Below are 20,208 nucleotides of genomic sequence, written 5' to 3'. Positions count from 1 at the left end.
CGACCGATTCTCCCTTTTCCAATGTGTCACGCCGCCATGGTGAACAAATGGTTAACACGGCCTCGAATACGCCATGCTGGCAGAGCATTCTTGACCCTTCCCGTTCGGGACCGTTAACCAAGACAGGGAACTGATTTGCCCGGCGGCGCGCGGTCGCGGCCGCGGTCCATCCGGCGAAGGGAACAGGCGGCGTGATCCGTTTCGAGAACGTGGGACTGAGATACGGCATGGGTCCCGAGATCCTGCGCGATGTCTCGTTCAATCTGCCGGAGAGGTCGTTCCAGTTTCTCACCGGCCCGTCGGGCGCCGGCAAGACCACGCTCTTGCGCCTGCTCTTCCTGTCGCTGAAACCCACGCGCGGTCTCATCACGGTCTTCGGCAAGGATCGTACCCTCATCACCCGGGCGGAACTGCCGCATCTGCGCCGCCGCATCGGCGTTGTCTTCCAGGATTTCCGGCTCCTCGATCACATGACGACCTGGGAAAACGTGGCGTTGCCGCTGCGTATTCGCGGGCGCGAGGAGGCAAGCTACCGCAACGACGTCACCGAATTGCTGAAATGGGTCGGCCTCGGCGACCGCATGCATGTCCTCCCCCCGGTTCTTTCCGGCGGCGAGAAGCAGCGCGCCGCCATCGCCCGCGCCCTCATCGAGCAGCCGGAAATCCTGCTCGCCGACGAACCGACCGGCAATGTCGATCCACCCATGGCACGCCGCCTGCTGCGCCTTTTCATCGAGCTGAACCGGTCCGGGACGGCGGTGGTGATCGCCACGCACGATCTCTCTCTCATGAACCAGGTGGATGCCCGGCGCATGATCCTCGCCGACGGGAGGCTGGACATCTATGACTGAAGGGTCGAAGCCCGGAAGCCGCCCGTCCGCACCGGCCGGAAAGCGCGAGGCGCCGCGTCTGCCGAAACTGCCCGATCTTCCGGTGCACGCCGTGCCGCGCGTGCTCAACACGCGCGCCCGCCGCCCGACGCCGATCGTCCCCTCGGGCAATGTCGCCGGCCGCGCGCTCGTCTTCGTCATCGCCATCATGACCTTTCTGTCATGCCTCACGCTTGGCGCCGTCACGCTCGTTCGAGACACGGCATCGGGCTGGCAAAGCCAGATTGCCCGCGAGGCGACCATCCAGATCCGTCCCGGCGAGGGCCTCGACATGGAGGACGCCCTGGCGCGCGCCGCGGCCATGGCCCAGACCTTCGACGGCGTCCGTTCCGCGGCGATCGTCGACCGGGAGGCGACCGCGCGGCTTCTGGAACCCTGGCTCGGCAGCGGACTCGACATCGATGAATTGCCCGTGCCGCGCCTTGTCGTCGTCACCATTGACGAGACCGATCCGCCGGATTTCGCGGCCATGCGCGAAGCATTGTCCGGCGCCATCCCCAACCTCTCGCTGGACGACCATCGCAACTGGGTGGACCGGCTGGTTTCGATGGCGCGCACCACCGTGTCCATCGGCGTCGCTGTCCTCGTCCTCATGCTGTCGGCCACCGTCCTCACCGTGGTCTTCGCCACGCGCGGCGCGATGGCCGGCAATGACCACATCATCGAGGTCCTGCATTTCGTCGGCGCGGAAGGCAAGTTCATCGCCGTCGAGTTCCGTCGCCACTTCCTCGCGGTGGGTCTCAAGGGCGCGGCGATCGGCGGCATTCTGGCGGTCGCCGTCTTCCTTCTGGGGTCCTGGTGGTCGGCCAGCAACCTGGCAACCCCGGAAGCAGCCCAGGCCACCGCGCTGTTCGGCTCGTTCGGCATCGGTCTGGCCGGCTATCTCGGCGTCATCGCCATCGTCATTCTCATCGCGTTGCTGACCGCCTTGACCACCCATTACACCGTGCTGACGAGCCTCAGCGACCTCGACACCACGGCCGGCGAGTGATGCGCCGGGATTTTCAGTGCCGTCTGATATGCCTGAATTGCCGCTTTTCCGGCTATTCAATGCCGCAATTGGCCTGTATCGAAAGATCATGAGCGCGAACGAGGAGCCCGCCAGCCCGGCCTTGACCGCGGCGGCGCCGGAAAGGATGGAAGGGAGCGGAACGATCCGCCGCCTGCGCCGCATCTGGCGCTACACCTTCCTTGCCACCCTCGTCGTGGCTGCCGTCTTCGTCGCCGGTTTCGCCTTCTTCGTGGACGCCGTCGGCCGCATGGCGCCGCCCGACGGCATGAGCCGCGCGGACGGGATCATCGTGCTGACCGGCGGCTATCACCGCATCGACACCGCCGTTTCCCTGCTGGAGAACGGCCAGGGCAAGCGCCTCCTCATTTCCGGCGTCAATCCGGTCACCACGCGCGGCAGCCTGCGACAGGCCACCGGCGCCCGCAGCGCCATCTTCAACTGCTGCATCGACATCGACATCGAGGCCCTCGACACCATCGGCAATGCCACTGAAAGCGCGAAATGGCTGGAGCAGAACGGCTACAGGAGCGTCATCCTCGTGACCAACAATTACCACATGCCACGATCGATGGTGGAGCTGAAGCGGACCGCCCGCGACGTCGAGATCGTGCCCTGGCCGGTGGTCAACACGCCGATGGACGACGGCCGCTGGATGACCAAGCCCGCCGCCATGCGGGTGCTCGTGACCGAATACGCCAAGTATGTCGCCGCACTGGCGCGCGGCCTCCTGCCCGTGCACGATTCCGCGCCCATGATGAGCGCGTCGGCGCGCTGACGCCGTCCGGCTTTGCCTTTCCCGCGTCATCGTGTAATCGGAACCGATCCCCAGTCCTCAAGACCGGTTCTGACGCTACATGATCCTTCTGCGCTCGCTCCTGTTCAACGCGGCCTTCTATGTAACGACGCTCGTCCAGATGATCGTCTACACGCCGTTCTATTTCCTGGCACCGCGCGATGCCGCATGGTGGGTTCCCAAGACTTGGGCAAAGGTGAACCTCTGGCTGCTCGACCGGATCGGTGGCGTCAGGTCCGAGGTCGCCGGCCAGGAAAACCTGCCCGACGGCGGCTACATCATCGCCCCCAAGCACCAGTCCGCCTGGGACACCTTCGCCTTCCTCCCGTGGATCCCCGACGCGCTCTACATCCTCAAGCGCGAGCTGATGTGGATCCCGCTCTTCGGCTGGTATGTTGCCAAGATGCGCATGATCCCCATCGACCGCGGCAAGCGCTCCGTCGCGCTCAAGAAGGCCGTGAAGGAAGCCCGCGCGAAGATGGCCGAAGGGCGCCAGCTCCTCATCTATCCGGAAGGAACGCGCCGCCCGCCTGGCGCGGAGCCTGCCTACAAGTACGGAATCGTGGAGCTTTATGTGCAGTTGAACGTGCCCGTCGTTCCCGTGGCCCATTGCGCCGGGCTCTACTGGCCGCGCCGCAGGATGCTGCGCTATCCCGGAACCATCCGCGCCCGCTTCCTGCCGCCCATTCCGGCGGGCCTGCCGCGCGAGGAGTTCCAGGCCCGGCTCCAGGCCGAGACGGAAGCCGCCTGCGACGCCTATCTCGTGGAGGCCGCGACCGGCGCGAATCCGCCGCCCATGCCCGAGACGGCCATCCGCCGCCTTCAGGAACTGGGCGTGGATACGTCCGGGCTGCCGCGCCGCTGAGGCGCAGGCCTTCAGCCCTGGCGCATGTGATGGGCGACGGCTTCCAGCCAGCGGTCGCGAATGCCGATGTGGCGCAGATGCTCCACCGTGTTGGCGACATATTCGTCATTGGGACCGGACTGTCCGTGCGCGCCGCGTACATGCCGCGCCGCTTCCTCGATGCCGAGACGCCCGGCATACTGATGGTGATGCTGGTCGACGACATAGCCGAGCGCCTTCACCCGGCGCCCGTCATCGAGGGCAATGTTGAGCCAGCGTTCACGATAGACATGGGTGACCAGTTCACGGCCGCGCAGGTAGTCGATGGTCGGCGCGCGCTGCGTCGCACACACACGGAAGGCCACGCCCACGCAGGAGCCGCCCTTGTCGAGCCCGAGCACGAGACCCGGCCGCTGTTCCGTGCCGCGATGCACAAAGGAGCGCACGCAAAGCGCGCGGCGAAAGCCGTAAAGATGGGCCCGGTGGCTTTCCAGGTGGTCGAATCCCGGCCGCCACATCAGCGAGCCATAGCCGAAGACCCAAAAATCGCCCATATCGGCGTCAGTGCTCATGGCGCCCCTTGTCCGCCCCTGCTTGTGAAAGGCTGTTCTCAACCATGTCCCGCCCGGTCAGTCCCGCTCCGCGCAGCGCCCGTCGCTTTGTCTTTCTCGCCCTGGCCGTCATGGCGGCCATCGGCCTCTATACGGCCGGCTGGTTCTATATCGCCGGGCGGCTGGAAGCGCAAACCCGCCTCGCCATGGAACGGCAGGCCGCGCGCGGCATCGAGGCCGAGTGCGCCAGTCCGCAGGCCCACGGCTATCCCTTCCGCATCGGCCTGTTCTGCGAACGCACGGCCTGGCGCGAGCCTGCCGGGGACATCGCCATCAGTGCCGGTGCCTTGCGCAGCGCTGCCCAGGTCTACGCGCCGCGCCATGTCGTCGGCGAAATAGACGGCCCGGCCGAACTTGACCTGCCCGGCCTCGTGCCCCTCAGTGCCGACTGGCAAAGCCTTCAGGCGAGCATCCGTGCCTCCGAACCCGTGCCGTCACGCGCCTCCCTTCAGGCCAGCGGTGCCCGCCTGTCGGTGCGCTCGTCCCACGCGCCGGTCATCGCCACCGCCGACGCCGTCCAGGCCCACATGCGCACCGTCGAGGGATCGCTCGACCTGGCCGCCGCCCTGTCGGGCGTCAACCTGCCCGAGGGCATGACCAATGGCGTCGACCTGCCGCCGCTCGGCCTGACATCTGACATGACGATCCGCGACGGCGCGCTGCACATGGCCGCGGGCAAGCGGTCCCTGCGCGGCATCGAGGGCACGCTGCGCGACCTCTCCCTCGATATCGGCGGCTCCTCGGGCGCGCGCCTCACCGGCCCTTTCAGCGTGGATGGCGAGGGCCGGCTGAACGGCGACTTCACGCTGACGCTGCGCAATCCGGCCGAACTGGCCGCCCTGGCCAAACGGCTCTATCCGCGGGAGGAAAAGACGATCGGCAGCGCGCTCGCCGCGCTGACGGCCCTTGGCGGCGGGAATGGCGGCCCGGCGATACCCGTCCGCGTGAGCGATGGCGTCCCATCGCTCGGCTTCTTCCGGCTGCAGCCGCTGCCGCGCCTGCCCTGAGAGGATGGCTCAGGCCTTGTGGGCGTGGTCGGCGTGGCGGCCGAAATCCGGCTCCGCCGTATCCTGCCCGGCCTCGATGATCGAACGGCGGATGGCGCGGGTGCGCGTGAACAGGTCGAACAGCTTGTCGCCATCGCCCCAGCGGATCGCCCGTTGCAGCGCCGACAGGTCTTCGGAAAACCGCGCCAGCATTTCGAGGATCGCGTCCTTGTTGTGCAGGCAGACATCGCGCCACATGGTCGGATCGGACGCAGCAAGGCGCGTGAAATCCCGGAAGCCGGAGGCGGAATACTTGATCACCTCGGACTTGGTCACCGTCTCCAGGTCGTCGGCGGTGCCAACGATGTTGTAGGCGATGATGTGCGGCAGATGCGAGACGATGGCCAGCACCCGGTCGTGGTGGTCGGCATCCATGATGTCGACGCGCGAGCCGCAGGCTTCCCAGAACAGGCGCAGACGGTCCAGTGCGCCCGCCTCCGTATCCTCGACCGGGGTCAGGATGCACCAGCGGCCCTCGAAGAGCTCCGCGAAACCGGCATCCGGGCCCGAGCGTTCCGTGCCGGCGATCGGATGGCCGGGAATGAAATGCACGCCCTCCGGCACATGCGGCGCCATCTGTTCGATGACGGAGCGCTTCGTCGAGCCCACATCGGTGAGGATGGCGCCCGGTTCGAGTGCACCCGCGATGGCTTTCGCCACCGCTCCCGACGCCCCGACGGGCACCGAGACGATGACGAGATCCGCGCCGCGCACCGCATCCCCCGCATCGGCCACATGGCGGTCGCCAAGCGCAAGCTCTTGCGCCCTTGCAAGCGTATCCGCGCTTCGGCTCGACACGACGATCTCGCCGGCCAGTCCCTCGCGCCGGATCACGTGGGCCAGCGAGGAACCGATGAGCCCGATGCCGATCAGCGCGATGCGCGCGAACATCGGCGCGCCCGCCCCGGTCTTGCCGTTCATGCCGGACACGATCCTATCCTTTCAGGAATTCGGTCAGCGCCGCGATCACGCCTTCATTCGCCTCGGCCGTGCCGATGCTCATGCGCAGCGCATTGGGAAAGCCATAGCCGGTCACCCGGCGCAGCACGTAACCGCGCGCGCACAGGAAGGCGTCGGCGGCTTCCGCCGTATGCACCGGATCGTCCTCGGGGAAATGCACCAGCACGAAATTGCCGACCGATGGCGTGACGCGCAGGCCAAGCCCGGTGAAGGCCTCCGTCAGCCGCGCCAGCCATTCGTCATTGTGCGACACCGCCGCCTCGATGAAGCCACGGTCGCGGATGGCCGCCGCGCCGGCCTTGATCGCCAATGCGTTGACATTGAACGGCCCGCGCACGCGGTTGATGGCGTCGCAGACATGGGCGGGCGCATACATCCAGCCGATCCTGAGGCCTGCCAGCCCGTAGATCTTGGAAAAGGTCCGCGTCATGACCGTGTTGTCATTGTTGGCGACCAGTTCCATCCCCGCCTCGTAGTCGTTGCGGCGCACATATTCGGCATAGGCCGCGTCGAGCACGAGCAGCACGTGCGACGGCAGCGAAGCGCGCAGGCGCTTGACCTCTTCATAGGGAATGTAGGTGCCGGTCGGATTGTTCGGATTGGCCAGGAACACCATCCTGGTGCGCCCGGTCACGCAGGCGAGGATGGCGTCCACGTCCGCCGTCTCCTCCTTTTCCGCCGCCACGACCGGCGTCGCGCCATTGGCCAGGATCTGGATGCGGTAAACCAGGAAACCGTGCTCGGTATAGATCGCCTCGTCGCCCTCGCCGAGATAGACATGGGCCAGCAGGCCCAGCAACTCGTCCGATCCGTTCGAGCAGACGATGTTGGCCGGATTCAGGCCATGCACCTCGGCGATTGCCTGGCGCAGGTCTTCCGACTGGCCGTCGGGATAGATTTCCAGCCGGGACAGCGAACCCTCGATGGCCTCGCGCACTTTCGGGGAGCAGCCGAGCGGCGTCTCGTTGGAGGAAAGCTTGTAGACCTTCTCGACCCCGTGCACGGACTCGCGGCCCGGCACGTAGGCGGCGATGTCCATCACGCCTGGATTGGGCACGGGACGGGTGGAATTGGCGCTCTTGTCCATGACGGGAAACCCTTGGGTGAAGATTGGCTTGGCCGCGCACAGGCGACCGCGAGCCGACATACAGCCCGCAAGGCAAAATGTCGAGGCGGTCGGGTCACACGGGGCCGCGGCGCCCCGCCCGGTTTTCGTTTCCGTCGCGGCGCACCCGCGATGCCGCTTGCGGCGCCAACACCGGCACGAAGACGCGGCGCGAGGCCCGCTGCGCGACCGGCCGGCCCTGGTAGAGCCGTTTCTGCGCTTCCACCACCACGACCCCGGCGAAGACCGGCCAGATGCGCCGGCCCGCCTGTTCCAGCGATGGCGCGGCGCGGATCAGCCACCGCTTGCGCAACGGTGGAAAGAACAGCGCGTCGGCAAAGGCGCCGGGCGTGAAATTGGCATCGCGCAGCAGCATGGTCACCTGACCGCGCGAGAACGGCCGCCCGGAACCGAAGGGCGTATGCTCGAACCGCGCCCAGATGCCGCGCCGGTTCGGCACCACCACCACCAGCCGGCCGCCTGGCGCCAGCACCCGCCAGGCCTCCGTCAGCGTTTCGCGGGGATTTTCCGAATGCTCCAGCAGGTGGACCATCAGCAGCCGGTCGACCGAACTGTCGGGCAGCGGCAGTTCCTCGTCGAAGACCAGCGCCGCCGCGCCCGGTCCTTCCGCCGGCCAGTTCACCGCGCCCTGTCCGGCCGGCATGAAGGCGAAGGTGCGCTCGGTGTCGGGCGAGAACCGGTCCAGCCACGGCAGCGCATAGCCCAGCCCGACAAGACGCTCATTGGCCAGCGGCTGCCAGACCGCCGTCAGCGCGCGGGCGATGGACCGTTCCGCCAGCCGGCCGAGCGTCGAGGCATAAAAGGTTCGCAAATCGACGATGTCGCCATACATGGACGGGACGGTAGCATGCCGGACGTCGAGCGCAACCGGGCTTGGCAAGTGACAATCCGCCACGCCTCCAATAGGCTCGGTCCCAAAGCAAGGGAGATTGAAGATGCCATTGCAGATCGAACAGTTCATGTGCCGCAGCGACAACTTCTGTGTCCTGGTCCACGATCCGGACACCGGGGCCACCGCCGCCATCGACGCGCCGGAAAACACGCCGATCCGCGAGCAGCTTGCCCGCAAGGGCTGGACCCTGACGCATATCCTCGTCACCCATCATCACGGCGACCACGTCGAGGCCATCGCGCCGCTGAAGGCGGCCTATGGCTGCGAGGTGATCGGCCCGGCCGCGGAGGCAGACCGGATCGACGGGCTCGACCGTCTTGTCGGCGACGGCGACCGCTTCGACTGGGCAGGCCATGCCGTCGAGGTGATTTCCACGCCCGGCCATACCGCCGGCCATGTCTGCTACCATTTCCCCGATGACCGGGTCGTCTTCACCGCCGACACGCTGTTTGCCCTCGGCTGCGGCCGCCTGTTCGAGCGCGGCCCGCGCGAGATGTTCGCGTCCCTGTCGAAACTGGCGGCCCTGCCGCCGGAAACCGCCGTCTATTGCGGCCATGAATACACGCTCGCCAATGCCCGTTTCGCCGTGACGGTGGACCCGGACAATGCCGCCCTGGCGAGCCGCCTGAAGGAAATCGAGGCCCTGCGCGCCGAGGACAAGCCCACATTGCCGACGACCATCGGCCTGGAATTGCAGACCAATCCGTTCCTGCGCTGGGGTGATCCCGCCATCCGCGCGCATCTGGGCATGCAGGACGCCGAAGACTGGGAAGTGCTGGGCGAAATCCGTGCCCGCAAGGACAAGGCCTGAACCTTGTCCGGCGGAGCCCCACCCGATCAGGTCAGCGCAATCAGAAAGGCCGCCTGCGCGAGGTAGTAGGTGATCCACACGAAGAGGTGCGCCGCGCACTGGCGCGGATCGTCCTCGCGCATCAGGAACCGCTCGATGGCCAGCACCGAATCGGAGGCCACGAAGAGCAGCGCCCCCGCCACGACGCCCGGCGCCTGGAACAGGAAGGCCGCCCCTGCCATGGCGACGATGGCCGCGACATAGACGGCCACCGGCCCGCGCATCGGCTTCTTGAGCGCCGGCATCAGCCGCAAGGCCAGGAACAGCGCCCATCCCGCCGTTGCAAGGATAAGGACAAGCGCCACGGAGAGCGGCAGGACTGTGACCGGCAGCGCCGATCCGGCTGCGGGATCATGCAGTGCAAACAGCGCCACGAAGACAAGATGCGCGGCGAGGAAGGCGCCGAGACCGGCCATGAAGGACCGGTCGTCGTGATGGGCGAGAAAGAAATCGCCGAGTGCGGATAGTGCCAGCCCCGCGACCAGCAGCCAGGGCCCGCCCACATGCCACGCGATCAGCGCCAGCAGGCCGGTCGAAAGCGTCTTGACCGCCGTGCGCCGCCAGGACACCGGCTGCGGCAGCAGCAGGGCATAGAGCGCCGCCGCGACGGCCGACAGCAACAGCAGGCCGTTGGCGGTTTCCGCAAGCCCGCCGGGCCATGACAGCAGGCTCACGGCGATGCCCCATCTGCAGCCGTGTTGCCGCTCGTCAGCATCGGCCAGGCAGCCAGTATGGCGCCCCCGGTGATCAGCAGGCAGGCCGCGAGCACGATGCCCGTCGCCTCGGCGAAGCCGGCGGCGATCAGCACCAGCGTGGAGAAGAGCGGCGCGCCATAGCTGGACGCGCCGAGAACCTGGATATTGCCCTGCTTGACCCCGTGATCCCAGAAGTAGAAGGCCGCGCCCACTGGTCCGAGGCCGAGCCCCAGCACGGCGAGCCATTCCAGCGTGGTCGCCGGCCACACCGTTTCCTCCAGCGCCAGATGACATCCGAGCGCCAGCACCGCCGTCGCCGCGCAGAAACCGGTCACCGCATCGCTCGGCACATCGGCCAGGCGCCGCGACAGCAGCGAATAGCCCGACCACAGGAAGGCGCAGACGAAAGCCATGGCATAGCCGAATCCATAGGCCGGATCAAAGGAGAGGCCCTTGCCCTTGGTGACGATCAGCGCGGTGCCGGCAAGCCCCATCAGCGTGCCGGCGACATGATGGACGCGCAGCCGCTCGCCCGGCATCAGCGCGGACCCTGCCACGATGAACAGCGGCCAGAGATAGGCGATCAGGCTGGCATCGACGGCCGGCGCGTTCCGTAGCGCGGTGAAATAGAAGAAGTGGTAGCCGAACAGCCCGATCACCCCGACAGCCCAGGCGCGGCCGTCGGCCTTTAGCGCCGACAAGGACTTACCGCGCAGGAGAATGGCCGCGAGCCCGACAAGGGCGCCGATGGCGAAGCTCATCGCGGCAAGCTGGAAAGGCGGCACGGCTCCGGACGCATCGGTAAACAGCGCCAGCAGCGCCCACAGCACGACGGCGAGAAACCCGATGAATGTCGCGCGTACCACTTCGCCCTCCCGGCCATCAGCCGGATCGGCTCCGGTGCCGTCGTGTCAGTCCGCCGGCCCGAAGCGGGTCGCGGCGATCGTCAGCCGCCCGATATAGGTCGGCACCGACGCCTTAACCGGCGCATAGACGTCTGTCGAGCCTCTGCGCGCAAAGGTCACGCTGATATCGTCATTGCCGCGCAGGTATTCGATGGATTTCCTGTCCGTGCGGTAGCCGGCCACGGGGATGAACTTCGCCTTGCAGGTGACCGACGGGCCCTTGTAGCTGCCGATGGTCACGTTCCCTGTCTGCGGATTGGACAGCGCGATATCCATGCGCATCCGGCCGTCGAAGACATGCAGCGTCCGCCCGCAGACCGCTTCCGGGCTCGCCGCGCGCACGATGCTTGCCGTCATCGGATCGCTGACCGCCTTGAGATGCTCGGCGGTGAGCGGAACAAGCTTCTCGTTCTGCCGCGGCTTCGGCGACAGGCGGGTCTCGATCACGTTGCCGTCCCGGAAGACGAGCGCCGTGGCGCGCTTCTTCTTGCCCGAGACATAGTTCATCGCATAGCTGTCGGGCACGACACCGTTGTCCGTCAGGCGGCCTTCGACACGCGAATGCGCAACCGTCTTGTCGAAGACCAGGGCGAGCCCCGCACTGCGCACCGATCCTTCGACCGTGAACCGGTTGCCGTCGACCGAGCTCCTGAAATGGGACTGGCCGAGCGGCAGCCCGAGCAGGGAAAACGTGTATTCGGTCACGAAGGCCTCGCCGGCCTCCACGGCATGGCCGGTGGCGGGCAGGGTTGCCAGCGCGGCCGCGCACAATAGGGTTGGCAGTCGGATCATCGCGTTCGGTCCCATCTGTGACGTCCCTCGTTCCTGTGCCTAGGCGGCGATTCCGGCAAAGTTGTGGTCTCGCACCCTGCCCGTCACGGCTGCCGCCCGGCAAATGCGGGTTGACGCACGGCGCCAATGTCACTATGGAACGCGGGATTTTTCCCACGAGGCAGGCCCGGGAACTGGACGCGGTTCACGCGAGCGGCGTTCACGCTCCCATCCGGCTTGCATCGAAAGACACGAACCAAAAGGTGATCAGATGTCCCGTGCTTGCGAACTGACCGGCAAGGCTGTCATGTCCGGTAACAATGTCAGCCACGCCAACAACAAGACCCGCCGCCGCTTCCTGCCCAACCTGGTGCAGGTGACGCTGATCTCGGAAGCCATGGGCCAGAGCTACCGCCTGCGCATTTCCGCTGCCGCCCTGCGCAGCGTCGAGCATCGCGGCGGCCTTGACGCCTTCCTGATGAAGGCGGCGTCCAACGACCTGTCCCAGCGCGCCCGCGTGCTGAAGAAGCAGATCGCCAAGAAGCTGGCCGAACAGGCCGCCTGATTTTCCCTTGCATCGGCCCGGCAGGCCATGCGGCTTGCCGGGTTCATCGTTTCCCGCCGGTTTCGGCCGGCTAGCTGGTGGCATCACCCAGGATAAAAAAATGCGTATGTCGATACGTTCCCTTCTGCCCTTCGTGGCCGCCATGGCGGCTGTCGTCGCCGTTTCCAACATCCTCGTGCAGTATCCGTTCGCCCATTTCGGGCTGGGCGAGATCCTCACCTGGGGTGCCTTCACCTATCCCGTCGCCTTCCTCGTCAACGACCTGACGAACCGCCGCTTCGGCGTGGCCGCCGCCCGCAAGGTGGTGCTGGCGGGTTTCGTGCTGGCTGTCGTGCTGTCCGTCTGGCTGGCAACGCCGCGCATCGCGATCGCCTCCGGCTCGGCCTTCCTGGTGGCGCAACTGCTCGATACGGCGGTGTTCGACCGCCTGCGCCGCATGGCGTGGTGGCGCGCGCCGCTCATTTCCACCCTGCTCGGCTCGATGATCGACACGGTCATCTTCTTCGGCATCGCCTTCGCCGCGCGCTTCGCCTTCATCGATGCCGCCTTCGGCATGGAAGACGGCTCGCTGGCGTTTCCGGTCGGTTTCATGGGTGCGGAAGTCCCGCTCTGGGTGTCGCTGGCCATCGGCGATTTCTGCGTCAAGATCGCCATCGGCCTCGTCATGCTCGCACCCTATGGCGCGCTTCTGACCCGGCTGAAGCCGGTGGCTCCGGAAGCCGCCTGAGGGCGGGGCGCGGCCGTCCGGCACGCCGCCTTGCCTATTCCGCGATGACGAATTCCAGGTACAGCGTCCGCTGCAGCAGCGACTTGTTGTCGTCCGAAACCAGCGAAAGGCGCAGCGTGCCGTCGCCCGCGCGCCAGACATCCATGCCTTCCATGTTGTCGATCTGGTATTCCATCCCGCCCGAGAACAGGATCTCGCCGTCGAGCACCGCGCCCTTTGCGATCGAGGCGCCCGCGATGCGCCGGATCTGCATGCCGACACCGGTGGCCAGCGAATAGCGCCGTTCCAGCAGCAGGAGATCGCCATCCGGCAGGAAGGCGCAATCGGTGATGTCGTAGACGCCGGATTTGGCGACCGTGAACATGCCGCGCCGCGGTCCCTCAAGAACGGCGCCGAAGATGTTGCCGTTCCGGTCGAGGCTCTTCTCGGTCACCGCCACGCGCCCGCCGCCAAGCATCCCTTCCGCGGGCGAATGGGCCACGCATTCGAAACCGCGATTGGTTCGCAGTTCGCGCGCTGGCACGATGAAGTCGGTGCTGGTTCCTGCCGGTCCCGGCCGGCCATTGTCCAGCCGGTAGCTGGTGATCCTGTGATAGCGCTCGAAGCCGACCGTCGCGGTCTGGCCGAAGATCGAGAGGCTTTCGGCATCGGCTTGATACTTGCTGCCGAGCGGCCGTCCGTCCGGCCCCATGATCTCGCTCATCCAGCCGCCGGAAACACCGGCCGGGCGCCCGTCGCCGTCGCGTTCGATACGGCCGCCGAACCAGAAGCCGTTGTCGGTCACGGCCAGGAAACGCGATCCCGGATCGAGGAACCGGAATGACGAAAGGGAACCGAAATGCGACAGGCCTGAGGACAGGGACATCCCGCCCACAAAGGTGAACGGGCCGAAACGGTTTTCGTCGGAGCCGATGCGGAACGCGTGGATGGGCCTTGCGGTCACCGCGGCGTCGAAGTCGCGGGCCGCCGGTTCGTCAGTCCCTGACAGCATGGCAAGGGCAGCGAGCGCCGCGATGGCCCGGGCGCGCCTCATCCGGCCCGGCGCAGGCCCCGGGAGCCGGTCCGGCCGCGCTCGCGCGCACCCTGCTCCTCGAACAGCGCGGCAAGCTGTTCCGTCATCGCACCCGCCAGTTCCTCGGCATCCACGATCGTCACCGCGCGGCGGTAGTAGCGCGTCACGTCGTGGCCGATGCCGATGGCCAGCAGTTCGACCGGCGACTTGGTCTCGATCAGGTCGATCACCGCACGCAGGTGCTTTTCGAGGTAGTTGCCGGGATTGACCGACAGCGTGGAATCGTCGACCGGGGCGCCGTCCGAGATCATCATCAGGATCTTGCGCTGTTCGGGCCGGCCGAGCAGGCGCTTGTGCGCCCACAGCAGCGCCTCGCCGTCGATGTTCTCCTTCAAGAGGCCCTCGCGCATCATCAGGCCGAGATTGTTTCGGGCCCGCCGCCAGGGCGAATCGGCGGACTTGTAGATGATGTGGCGCAGGTCGTTCAGGCGGCCAGGATTGGCCGGCTTGCCGTCCTTCAGCCATTTCTCGCGCGATTGCCCGCCCTTCCAGGCCCGTGTGGTGAAGCCGAGGATTTCCACGGAGACGCCGCAACGCTCGAGCGTGCGCGCCAGGATGTCGGCGCAGGTCGCCGCTACCGTGATCGGGCGCCCGCGCATGGAGCCGGAATTGTCGAGGACCAGCGTCACCACCGTGTCCCGGAAATTGGTGTCGCGCTCGCGCTTGAAGGACAGCGAGGCGAACGATCCCTTCATCTCGTCGATGACGACACGCGGCAGGCGCGCCGGGTCGAGATAGCCTTCTTCCAGGTCGAAATCCCACGACCGGTTCTGCTGCGCCATGAGGCGGCGCTGCAGCCGGTTGGCCAGCCGTCCGACCACGCCCTGAAGGTTGGACAACTGCTTGTCGAGATAGGCGCGCAGACGCTCCAGTTCCTCCGCGTCGCACAATTCGTCGGCGCCCACCGTCTCGTCGAAATCGGCCGTGAAGATCTTGTAGTCGAGCTCCGCGGTCATCTGCGAGAAGGGGTCGTCCTTGCGTTGCGCCTCGCCCGGCGTTTCCGCCTCGTCGTCGTCCTCGGCGAATTCGTCGGCCGTGGCGTCGGCGCTTTCCATCTCGCCGGCCTGCTGCTCCTCGTCGGAGGCCTGTTCCTCCTCCGATTGCGAGGGCTCGCTGCCGTCGCTTTCCTCCTGGCCGTCCTCGCCCTGGTCCTGCGGTTCCTGCTCCTGCTCCTCGCTCTCCTCGCTTTCCTCCTGCTGGTCCTCGTCCTGGTATTCGTCCGACATGTTCATGCTGACCAGCATGTTGCGGACGGCCCGGGCGAAGGCCGGCTGGTCGTCGAGCTTGGCAAGCAGGTCATCGAGATCGCCGCCGGCCTTGCTTTCGATCCAGTCGCGCCACAACTCCACGACGTTTTCCGCCGATGGCGGCACGGGCTGGCCGGTCAGCCGTTCGCGCACCATCATGGCGACGGCTTCTTCGAGCGGCGCTTCCTCGCGCGCGGTCACGGCGGCGAGATTGGAGCGCTGGTACTTGTCTTCCAGCATGGTGGCGATGTTGGCGGCCACGCCGGACATGCGGTTGGAGCCGATGGCCTCGCAGCGCGCCTGCTCCACGGCGTCGTAGATGGCGCGGGCCTGCCGGCCCTCGGGCGCCATGCGCATGTGCACGCGCCCGTCATGGCAGGCCTTGCGAAGCGCCATGGAGTCGCCGGTGCCGCGCGTCACGGCCACGTCCGTCGCGCTCGGCCGCTTGGGCAGGTCCGGCAGGCGCGCCGCCTTGCCCGTCAGCGCCGGCTTGTCCTTGGAAAAGGACACTTCCAGTTCGCCGTCGCCGGCAATCGCCCGCACCGTCGCCGTGATCGAGCGGCGGAACGCCTCGCTCTCGGCCTGCTGCTGCTTGCGCGCGCGCTGGTTGTCTCCGGGTCCGGCCATGGTGTTCCTGCGCTCAGCTCAGCGTGATGTTGGCCGCGCTCTCCGGCAGTTCCGCGTTGAAGCAGCGCTGGTAGAACTCGGCCACGATCGGACGCTCCAGTTCGTCGCACTTGTTGAGGAAGGTCAGGCGCAGCGCCATGCCCACATCCTTGAAGATGTCGGCGTTCTCGGCCCAGGTGATGACCGTGCGCGGGCTCATCACCGTCGACAGGTCGCCATTGACGAAGGCGGCGCGGGTCATTCCGGCCATGCGCACCATGCGGTCCACGATGTCGCGGCCCTGCTCGTTGCGGTAATGGTGCGACTTGGCCAGCACGATCTCGACTTCCTTGTCATGCGGCAGGTAGTTGAGCGTGGTGACGATGGACCAGCGGTCCATCTGCGCCTGGTTGATCTGCTGGGTGCCGTGATAGAGCCCGGTCGTGTCGCCAAGCCCGATCGTGTTGGCGGTCGCGAACAGGCGGAAGGCCGGATGCGGCCGGATCACGCGGCTCTGGTCGAGAAGCGTCAGCCGGCCGGAGGATTCCAGAACGCGCTGGATGACGAACATCACGTCCGGACGGCCGGCATCGTATTCGTCGAAGACCAGCGCCACGTTGTGCTGGTAGGCCCAGGGCAGGATGCCGTCGCGGAATTCCGTGACCTGCTTTCCTTCCTTGATGACGATGGCGTCCTTGCCGACGAGGTCGATGCGGCTGACATGGCTGTCGAGGTTGACGCGCACGCAGGGCCAGTTGAGCCGCGCGGCCACCTGCTCGATATGGGTGGACTTGCCAGTGCCGTGATAGCCCGACACCATGACGCGGCGGTTGTAGGCAAAGCCCGCCAGGATGGCCAGCGTGGTCTGCTTGTCGAAAATGTAGTCCGGGTCGAGGTCCGGCACGTTGGCATCCGGCGCGGAAAAGGCCGGAACGACCATTTCCGAATCGAATCCGAAGGTTTCCTTCACCGGCACGGTCGTGTCGGGGAGATTGGCGATGTCGCGATCGACCTTGTTCATCATGCCTCCAACGGCGCGCAAGCCGGTCCGTTCCGGTTTGCCCGCCGGTCAAATATACGGTTCGGCCCGGCTTAGCAGAAACCGGCTTGCTTGAGCAATCGGTAAGCCTGGATGACGTTGCGGAAGCGCTCCTCGGAGCCCCGGTCGCCGCCATTGGCGTCCGGGTGGTGCTGCTTCACCAGTTCCTTGTAGCGTGTCTTGATGTCCTTTGCGCTGGCCTTGGCATCCAGTCCGAGCGTCTCGAACGCCTTGGCTTCGAGCGGCTTGAGCCTGCGCTGGCGGACCGGATCCGGCCGGTTGGCGTTCTGTCCGAACAGCCCGTGCGGGTCGCGCAGCCGGGACCGCGACGCCGCCGAACCGGAGCGCATGTCGCTCGACGTCCAGGTCTGGCTGTTGGTACCCAGCTTCCAGGTCGGCCTGTGCCCGGTCAGCGCCTCCTTCTGGTAGCGCGCCACGTCTGTATCCGACAGGCCGGAAAAGTAGTTGTAGCCCTTGTTGTATTGCCGCACGTGGTCGACGCAGAAATGGAAATACTCCCCTTCCGCCATGCGTCCCACCGGCGCGCGGTGCGTGCCCGGTTCCTCGCAGCCGTCCCACTGGCAGGAAGGCGCCTCCGCCTTGGCCGCCGCCTGCGGGTCGGGCCGGACGCGGATGCGCTCGAAATATTTCGAATAGGGCTTCATCGTGCGGCTGTTGCGGTTGCTCTGTTGCGGCGCTTCGTTGTCGAACGGGTGATTATGGGCGCTTCCGCCGCGGATACAAGAATTGACAAGACGGGTTTTATCGCGGTCAAAGGGCCGATTCACCGCGCCCTGCGCCGAATATGGGAAAGGCAAGCCACCATGTCCATGGACGAGACGATCAGGACGAAGCTGACCGAGGCGTTCTCGCCGGAGCACCTGGACGTCATCAATGAAAGCAGCCTGCATGCCGGCCACCATCACACCGGCCGGCCGCACAACGAACGCTTCCCCCGCGACGGCGAGACGCATTACCGCGTCCGCATCACGGCCGCCGCCTTTGCCGGCATGAGCCGGCTGGAGCGCCACCGCGCCGTCAACGCGGCGCTGGCCGCCGAACTGGCGGGAACCGTTCACGCGCTGGCCGTCGAGGCGCGCGCGCCCGGCGAACCTGCGCGCCGCTGACTACCGCAGCCGCCGGCGCAATCAGGTCTTGGCCGGCTCCAGCGGCCGGATACGCAGTTTCGTGATCCGGTTCTTCTCCCGCTTGAGCACCACGAAGCGCATGCCGTGAAAGGTGAAGGCCTGCTTCTCGTCCGGGATGAGCTTTGTCTCGTGGATGACCAGCCCGGCGATCGTGGTCGCCTCGTCATCCGGCAGGTCCCAGTCCAGCGCCCTGTTCAGGTCACGGATCGGCACGGCGCCGTCCACCACCACGGAACCGTCCGCCTCTGTCTTGACGCCCTGCATGTCGACATCGTGCTCGTCGGCGATCTCGCCGACGATTTCCTCGAGGATGTCCTCCAGCGTCACCAGGCCTTCCACCTCGCCATATTCGTCCACGACGATGGCAATATGCGCCTTGCGCCGAAGGAAGGCATTGAGCTGGTCGTGCAGTGTGGTCGTGTCGGGCACGAACCACGGCTTGGCGGCAACCTTGGCGATGTCGATGCGCGACGGCTCGTTGTCAACGTCGTGCAGCGCGCGCAAGAGATCCTTGGCATGCACCACGCCGACGATGTTGTCGGTGCTGCCGTGCCACACCGGCATGCGTGTATGGGGTGATTCCAGGACCTCGCGCACCACCTTCTCCGGCGGATCGCCCGCATTGACCATGCGCATGCCGGTGCGGTGGATCATCACGTCGGAGACTTCCAGGTCGATCAGGTCGAGCAGCCCGCCAAGCCGGTCGCGGTCCTGCTTCACGAAGGCGCCCTCGCGATGCAGCACCTCCATCGTGCCGCGCAGTTCCTCATGCGCGCTCAGCATGGACTGGCCGGCATCCAGCCGCACGCCGAAGACCGCCAGCACGTGGCGCACGATCCAGTTGACCGCGCTCGACAGGGGCCCCACGACCGCGACATAGACGCGCATGACCGGCGCGATCGCCAGCGAGAAACGGTCCGGGCTGGAAATCGCCCAGCTCTTGGGCAGCACCTCGGCAAAGATCACCAGCAGCACCGTCATGGCCAGCGTCGCATAGGCCACGCCCGCATCGCCGAACAGCGACAGGAAGGCCGATGTCGCCAGCGAGGAGGCGAGGATGTTGACCAGGTTGTTGCCGATCAGCAGCGCGCCGATCATCCTGTCGCGCCGTTCGATCAGCGCGCTCACGGTTCCGGCCCGCGCATTGCCGGCATTTTCCATCGAATGCATGCGCGCCCGCGAAACCGCCGTCAGCGCCGTTTCCGAGCCGGAAAACGTTGCCGACAGCAGGATGAGGCAGAAGACGACGCCAAGAATGATCCAGAGGTCCGGTGTCATGATTCCAGTTGCTCCTGAAGGAAGGCCAGCACCTCCGACGCCGGCACGTCCCTGGCGATGTAGGACTGCCCGATGCCGCGCGTCAGGATGAAGGTCAGGCTTCCCCGGCTGACCTTCTTGTCCTGCGCTATATAGGCAAGAAGTTGCTCGGCGGAAGGCAGGCCGCCCGGAACGTCCTGCAACCGCGTCGGCAGGCCGACAGCCCTGAGATGGGCTTCCACGCGCCGCGCATCGTCGGGACTGGCCTGGTTGAGCCGGGCAGAGAAGCGGTGCGCCAGCGCCATGCCGATGGCCACGCCCTCGCCATGGACCAGGCGCGCGCTGTCATAACGGGTGGCGGCCTCCAGCGCGTGGCCGAAGGTATGGCCCAGGTTGAGCAGCGCCCGGTCGCCGCTCTCGCGCTCGTCGCGCGCCACCACGTCGGCCTTCGACTGGCAGGACACCGCGATGGCATGGGTCCGCGCCGGACCGCCGGCAAAGACGTCACGCCAGTTCGCCTCCAGCCAGGTGAAGAAGTCGGGCCGGTCGATCAGCCCGTACTTGGCGACTTCAGCATAACCCGCCCGGAATTCGCGCGGCGGCAGCGTGTCCAGGACATCCGTGTCGGCCAGCACGAGGCGCGGTTGGTGAAAGACGCCGACCAGGTTCTTGCCGTGACCGGAATTGATGCCGGTCTTGCCGCCGACCGAACTGTCCACCTGCGCCAGCAGCGTGGTCGGCACCTGCACGAACTGCATGCCGCGCCGGATCACCCCCGCCACGAAGCCGGCCAGGTCGCCGGTCACCCCGCCGCCGAGCGCCAGCACCGCATCACCCCGTTCGAACCGGCCGGCCAGCACGAAATCCACCGCCTTCTCGAACCAGGGAAAGCTCTTGGTCTTCTCGCCCGCCGGCAGCACCAGGCTTTCATGGGCGATCCCGGCTTCCCGAAGGCTCGTCTTGAGCGTGTCGAGGTGGAGCGCGGCGACGTTCTCGTCGGTGATGATGGCGATGCGGCTGCCGGGCAGCCGTGAAGCGATTTCCAGACCCGCCGTGGCGACCAGCCCGGAGCCGATCAGGATGTCATAGCCCCGCTCGCCGAGCCCCACGGCCACCTTCGCGGCGGTTTCCCCGATATCGATATTCATGCCG

At 66.7% G+C, this 20,208-nt stretch carries 22 protein-coding genes; 9 read left to right on the top strand and 13 right to left on the bottom strand.

All coding sequences use genetic code 11. The annotated features are described in order from the left end of the window. Positions 1-191 precede the first annotated feature (191 nt). The 4 genes from ftsE to ACLB6G_RS05220 all read left to right on the top strand — a co-directional run bounded on the left by ftsE (position 192) and on the right by ACLB6G_RS05220 (position 3,560). Complete coding sequence (gene ftsE / locus ACLB6G_RS05235) at positions 192-851, top strand: cell division ATP-binding protein FtsE (RefSeq protein ID WP_410355050.1); 660 nt, start codon at positions 192-194, stop codon at positions 849-851. Beyond that, the gene (locus ACLB6G_RS05230) at positions 844-1,881 is read left to right on the top strand and encodes a cell division protein FtsX (protein ID WP_410355049.1); all 1,038 of its coding nucleotides are present in this window, start codon (positions 844-846) and stop codon (positions 1,879-1,881) included. The genes ftsE and ACLB6G_RS05230 overlap by 8 nt, the downstream gene beginning before the upstream one ends. Before the next feature lie 88 nt (positions 1,882-1,969). Then, entirely contained in the window at positions 1,970-2,677 is a 708-nt protein-coding gene (locus ACLB6G_RS05225; RefSeq protein ID WP_410355048.1) for a YdcF family protein, read from the top strand. 79 nt (positions 2,678-2,756) lie between these two features. Then, positions 2,757-3,560 (top strand): lysophospholipid acyltransferase family protein, encoded by an 804-nt coding sequence (locus tag ACLB6G_RS05220; RefSeq protein ID WP_410355047.1) that lies wholly within the window; start codon positions 2,757-2,759, stop codon positions 3,558-3,560. An 11-nt stretch (positions 3,561-3,571) separates the two neighbouring features. On the opposite strand, the gene ACLB6G_RS05215 is transcribed toward ACLB6G_RS05220, so the two are convergent. Continuing rightward, complete coding sequence (locus ACLB6G_RS05215) at positions 3,572-4,111, bottom strand: gamma-glutamylcyclotransferase (protein ID WP_410355046.1); 540 nt, start codon at positions 4,109-4,111, stop codon at positions 3,572-3,574. A gap of 44 nt (positions 4,112-4,155) precedes the next feature. Here ACLB6G_RS05215 and ACLB6G_RS05210 point away from each other — a divergent pair, with 44 nt between their 5' ends. Next, a complete protein-coding gene (locus ACLB6G_RS05210; protein ID WP_410355045.1) occupies positions 4,156-5,157 on the top strand; it encodes a DUF2125 domain-containing protein in 1,002 nt (333 codons plus the stop codon). A 9-nt stretch (positions 5,158-5,166) separates the two neighbouring features. Here the strand turns inward: ACLB6G_RS05210 and ACLB6G_RS05205 are convergent, their stop codons facing one another. The 3 genes from ACLB6G_RS05205 to ACLB6G_RS05195 all read right to left on the bottom strand — a co-directional run bounded on the left by ACLB6G_RS05205 (position 5,167) and on the right by ACLB6G_RS05195 (position 8,114). Further along, on the bottom strand, positions 5,167-6,117 hold the full coding sequence (locus ACLB6G_RS05205) for a prephenate/arogenate dehydrogenase family protein (protein ID WP_410355171.1): 951 nt from the start codon (positions 6,115-6,117) through the stop codon (positions 5,167-5,169). 13 nt (positions 6,118-6,130) lie between these two features. Next, the gene (gene hisC, locus ACLB6G_RS05200) at positions 6,131-7,243 is read right to left on the bottom strand and encodes a histidinol-phosphate transaminase (protein WP_410355044.1); all 1,113 of its coding nucleotides are present in this window, start codon (positions 7,241-7,243) and stop codon (positions 6,131-6,133) included. Positions 7,244-7,337: 94 nt separating this feature from the next. Further along, positions 7,338-8,114: a class I SAM-dependent methyltransferase gene (locus tag ACLB6G_RS05195; protein WP_410355170.1), complete on the bottom strand. Its 777-nt coding sequence runs from the start codon at positions 8,112-8,114 to the stop codon at positions 7,338-7,340. A gap of 103 nt (positions 8,115-8,217) precedes the next feature. Here ACLB6G_RS05195 and gloB point away from each other — a divergent pair, with 103 nt between their 5' ends. Then, complete coding sequence (gene gloB / locus ACLB6G_RS05190; protein ID WP_410355043.1) at positions 8,218-8,985, top strand: hydroxyacylglutathione hydrolase; 768 nt, start codon at positions 8,218-8,220, stop codon at positions 8,983-8,985. A gap of 26 nt (positions 8,986-9,011) precedes the next feature. Here the strand turns inward: gloB and ACLB6G_RS05185 are convergent, their stop codons facing one another. The 3 genes from ACLB6G_RS05185 to ACLB6G_RS05175 are packed head-to-tail and all read right to left on the bottom strand — an operon-like array spanning position 9,012 to position 11,416. Continuing rightward, positions 9,012-9,698, bottom strand: a complete 687-nt coding sequence (locus ACLB6G_RS05185) for a lysoplasmalogenase family protein (RefSeq protein ID WP_410355042.1) — start codon at positions 9,696-9,698, stop codon at positions 9,012-9,014. Then, on the bottom strand, positions 9,695-10,585 hold the full coding sequence (yddG, locus tag ACLB6G_RS05180) for an aromatic amino acid exporter YddG (protein WP_410355041.1): 891 nt from the start codon (positions 10,583-10,585) through the stop codon (positions 9,695-9,697). The genes ACLB6G_RS05185 and yddG overlap by 4 nt, the downstream gene beginning before the upstream one ends. Positions 10,586-10,630: 45 nt before the next feature. Beyond that, positions 10,631-11,416, bottom strand: coding sequence for a DUF3108 domain-containing protein (locus tag ACLB6G_RS05175; protein WP_410355040.1), 786 nt, complete (start codon positions 11,414-11,416; stop codon positions 10,631-10,633). A 250-nt stretch (positions 11,417-11,666) separates the two neighbouring features. Between ACLB6G_RS05175 and rpmB the strand changes: the two genes are divergently transcribed. Both rpmB and ACLB6G_RS05165 read left to right on the top strand, forming a co-directional pair. Beyond that, positions 11,667-11,960, top strand: coding sequence for a 50S ribosomal protein L28 (rpmB, locus tag ACLB6G_RS05170; RefSeq protein WP_410355039.1), 294 nt, complete (start codon positions 11,667-11,669; stop codon positions 11,958-11,960). Between the two features lie 100 nt (positions 11,961-12,060). Further along, entirely contained in the window at positions 12,061-12,687 is a 627-nt protein-coding gene (locus tag ACLB6G_RS05165) for a queuosine precursor transporter (protein WP_410355038.1), read from the top strand. 34 nt (positions 12,688-12,721) lie between these two features. On the opposite strand, the gene ACLB6G_RS05160 is transcribed toward ACLB6G_RS05165, so the two are convergent. From ACLB6G_RS05160 to ACLB6G_RS05145, 4 genes are all read right to left on the bottom strand, one after another. Further along, complete coding sequence (locus ACLB6G_RS05160) at positions 12,722-13,720, bottom strand: esterase-like activity of phytase family protein (protein ID WP_410355037.1); 999 nt, start codon at positions 13,718-13,720, stop codon at positions 12,722-12,724. After that, complete coding sequence (cobT, locus tag ACLB6G_RS05155; RefSeq protein ID WP_410355036.1) at positions 13,717-15,633, bottom strand: cobaltochelatase subunit CobT; 1,917 nt, start codon at positions 15,631-15,633, stop codon at positions 13,717-13,719. The genes ACLB6G_RS05160 and cobT overlap by 4 nt, the downstream gene beginning before the upstream one ends. Positions 15,634-15,646: 13 nt before the next feature. Next, positions 15,647-16,633: a cobaltochelatase subunit CobS gene (cobS, locus tag ACLB6G_RS05150; protein WP_410355035.1), complete on the bottom strand. Its 987-nt coding sequence runs from the start codon at positions 16,631-16,633 to the stop codon at positions 15,647-15,649. Between the two features lie 71 nt (positions 16,634-16,704). Then, positions 16,705-17,316, bottom strand: a complete 612-nt coding sequence (locus tag ACLB6G_RS05145; protein WP_410355034.1) for a J domain-containing protein — start codon at positions 17,314-17,316, stop codon at positions 16,705-16,707. 159 nt (positions 17,317-17,475) lie between these two features. On the opposite strand from ACLB6G_RS05145, the gene ACLB6G_RS05140 reads away from it, so the two are divergent. Then, on the top strand, positions 17,476-17,778 hold the full coding sequence (locus ACLB6G_RS05140; protein ID WP_410355033.1) for a BolA family protein: 303 nt from the start codon (positions 17,476-17,478) through the stop codon (positions 17,776-17,778). A 21-nt stretch (positions 17,779-17,799) separates the two neighbouring features. Here ACLB6G_RS05140 and ACLB6G_RS05135 read toward each other — a convergent pair whose 3' ends face one another. Both ACLB6G_RS05135 and aroB read right to left on the bottom strand, forming a co-directional pair. Further along, positions 17,800-19,077, bottom strand: a complete 1,278-nt coding sequence (locus ACLB6G_RS05135; protein WP_410355032.1) for an HlyC/CorC family transporter — start codon at positions 19,075-19,077, stop codon at positions 17,800-17,802. Beyond that, positions 19,074-20,204, bottom strand: coding sequence for a 3-dehydroquinate synthase (aroB, locus tag ACLB6G_RS05130; RefSeq protein WP_410355031.1), 1,131 nt, complete (start codon positions 20,202-20,204; stop codon positions 19,074-19,076). Before aroB ends, ACLB6G_RS05135 begins: the two co-directional genes overlap by 4 nt. Positions 20,205-20,208: the final 4 nt, after the last annotated feature.

This window comes from Zhengella sedimenti (assembly GCF_046506625.1).
GTDB lineage: Bacteria > Pseudomonadota > Alphaproteobacteria > Rhizobiales > Rhizobiaceae > Zhengella > Zhengella sedimenti.
The sequence above is the reverse complement of the archived record's forward strand: the minus strand, read 5'-3'. Positions and strand labels throughout refer to the sequence as shown.

Coding starts and splice junctions, on each gene's coding strand:
- ACLB6G_RS05195 (WP_410355170.1), bottom strand. CDS start 8,114: ATGTATGGCGACATCGTCGATTTGCGAACCTTTTATGCCTCGACGCTC.
- ACLB6G_RS05140 (WP_410355033.1), top strand. CDS start 17,476: ATGTCCATGGACGAGACGATCAGGACGAAGCTGACCGAGGCGTTCTCG.
- ACLB6G_RS05220 (WP_410355047.1), top strand. CDS start 2,757: ATGATCCTTCTGCGCTCGCTCCTGTTCAACGCGGCCTTCTATGTAACG.
- hisC (WP_410355044.1), bottom strand. CDS start 7,243: ATGGACAAGAGCGCCAATTCCACCCGTCCCGTGCCCAATCCAGGCGTG.
- gloB (WP_410355043.1), top strand. CDS start 8,218: ATGCCATTGCAGATCGAACAGTTCATGTGCCGCAGCGACAACTTCTGT.
- rpmB (WP_410355039.1), top strand. CDS start 11,667: ATGTCCCGTGCTTGCGAACTGACCGGCAAGGCTGTCATGTCCGGTAAC.
- ACLB6G_RS05165 (WP_410355038.1), top strand. CDS start 12,061: ATGCGTATGTCGATACGTTCCCTTCTGCCCTTCGTGGCCGCCATGGCG.
- ACLB6G_RS05215 (WP_410355046.1), bottom strand. CDS start 4,111: ATGAGCACTGACGCCGATATGGGCGATTTTTGGGTCTTCGGCTATGGC.
- ACLB6G_RS05145 (WP_410355034.1), bottom strand. CDS start 17,316: ATGAAGCCCTATTCGAAATATTTCGAGCGCATCCGCGTCCGGCCCGAC.
- ACLB6G_RS05230 (WP_410355049.1), top strand. CDS start 844: ATGACTGAAGGGTCGAAGCCCGGAAGCCGCCCGTCCGCACCGGCCGGA.
- cobT (WP_410355036.1), bottom strand. CDS start 15,633: ATGGCCGGACCCGGAGACAACCAGCGCGCGCGCAAGCAGCAGCAGGCC.
- aroB (WP_410355031.1), bottom strand. CDS start 20,204: ATGAATATCGATATCGGGGAAACCGCCGCGAAGGTGGCCGTGGGGCTC.
- ACLB6G_RS05210 (WP_410355045.1), top strand. CDS start 4,156: ATGTCCCGCCCGGTCAGTCCCGCTCCGCGCAGCGCCCGTCGCTTTGTC.
- ACLB6G_RS05160 (WP_410355037.1), bottom strand. CDS start 13,720: ATGAGGCGCGCCCGGGCCATCGCGGCGCTCGCTGCCCTTGCCATGCTG.
- cobS (WP_410355035.1), bottom strand. CDS start 16,633: ATGAACAAGGTCGATCGCGACATCGCCAATCTCCCCGACACGACCGTG.
- ACLB6G_RS05135 (WP_410355032.1), bottom strand. CDS start 19,077: ATGACACCGGACCTCTGGATCATTCTTGGCGTCGTCTTCTGCCTCATC.
- ACLB6G_RS05225 (WP_410355048.1), top strand. CDS start 1,970: ATGAGCGCGAACGAGGAGCCCGCCAGCCCGGCCTTGACCGCGGCGGCG.
- ACLB6G_RS05205 (WP_410355171.1), bottom strand. CDS start 6,117: ATGAACGGCAAGACCGGGGCGGGCGCGCCGATGTTCGCGCGCATCGCG.
- ACLB6G_RS05175 (WP_410355040.1), bottom strand. CDS start 11,416: ATGATCCGACTGCCAACCCTATTGTGCGCGGCCGCGCTGGCAACCCTG.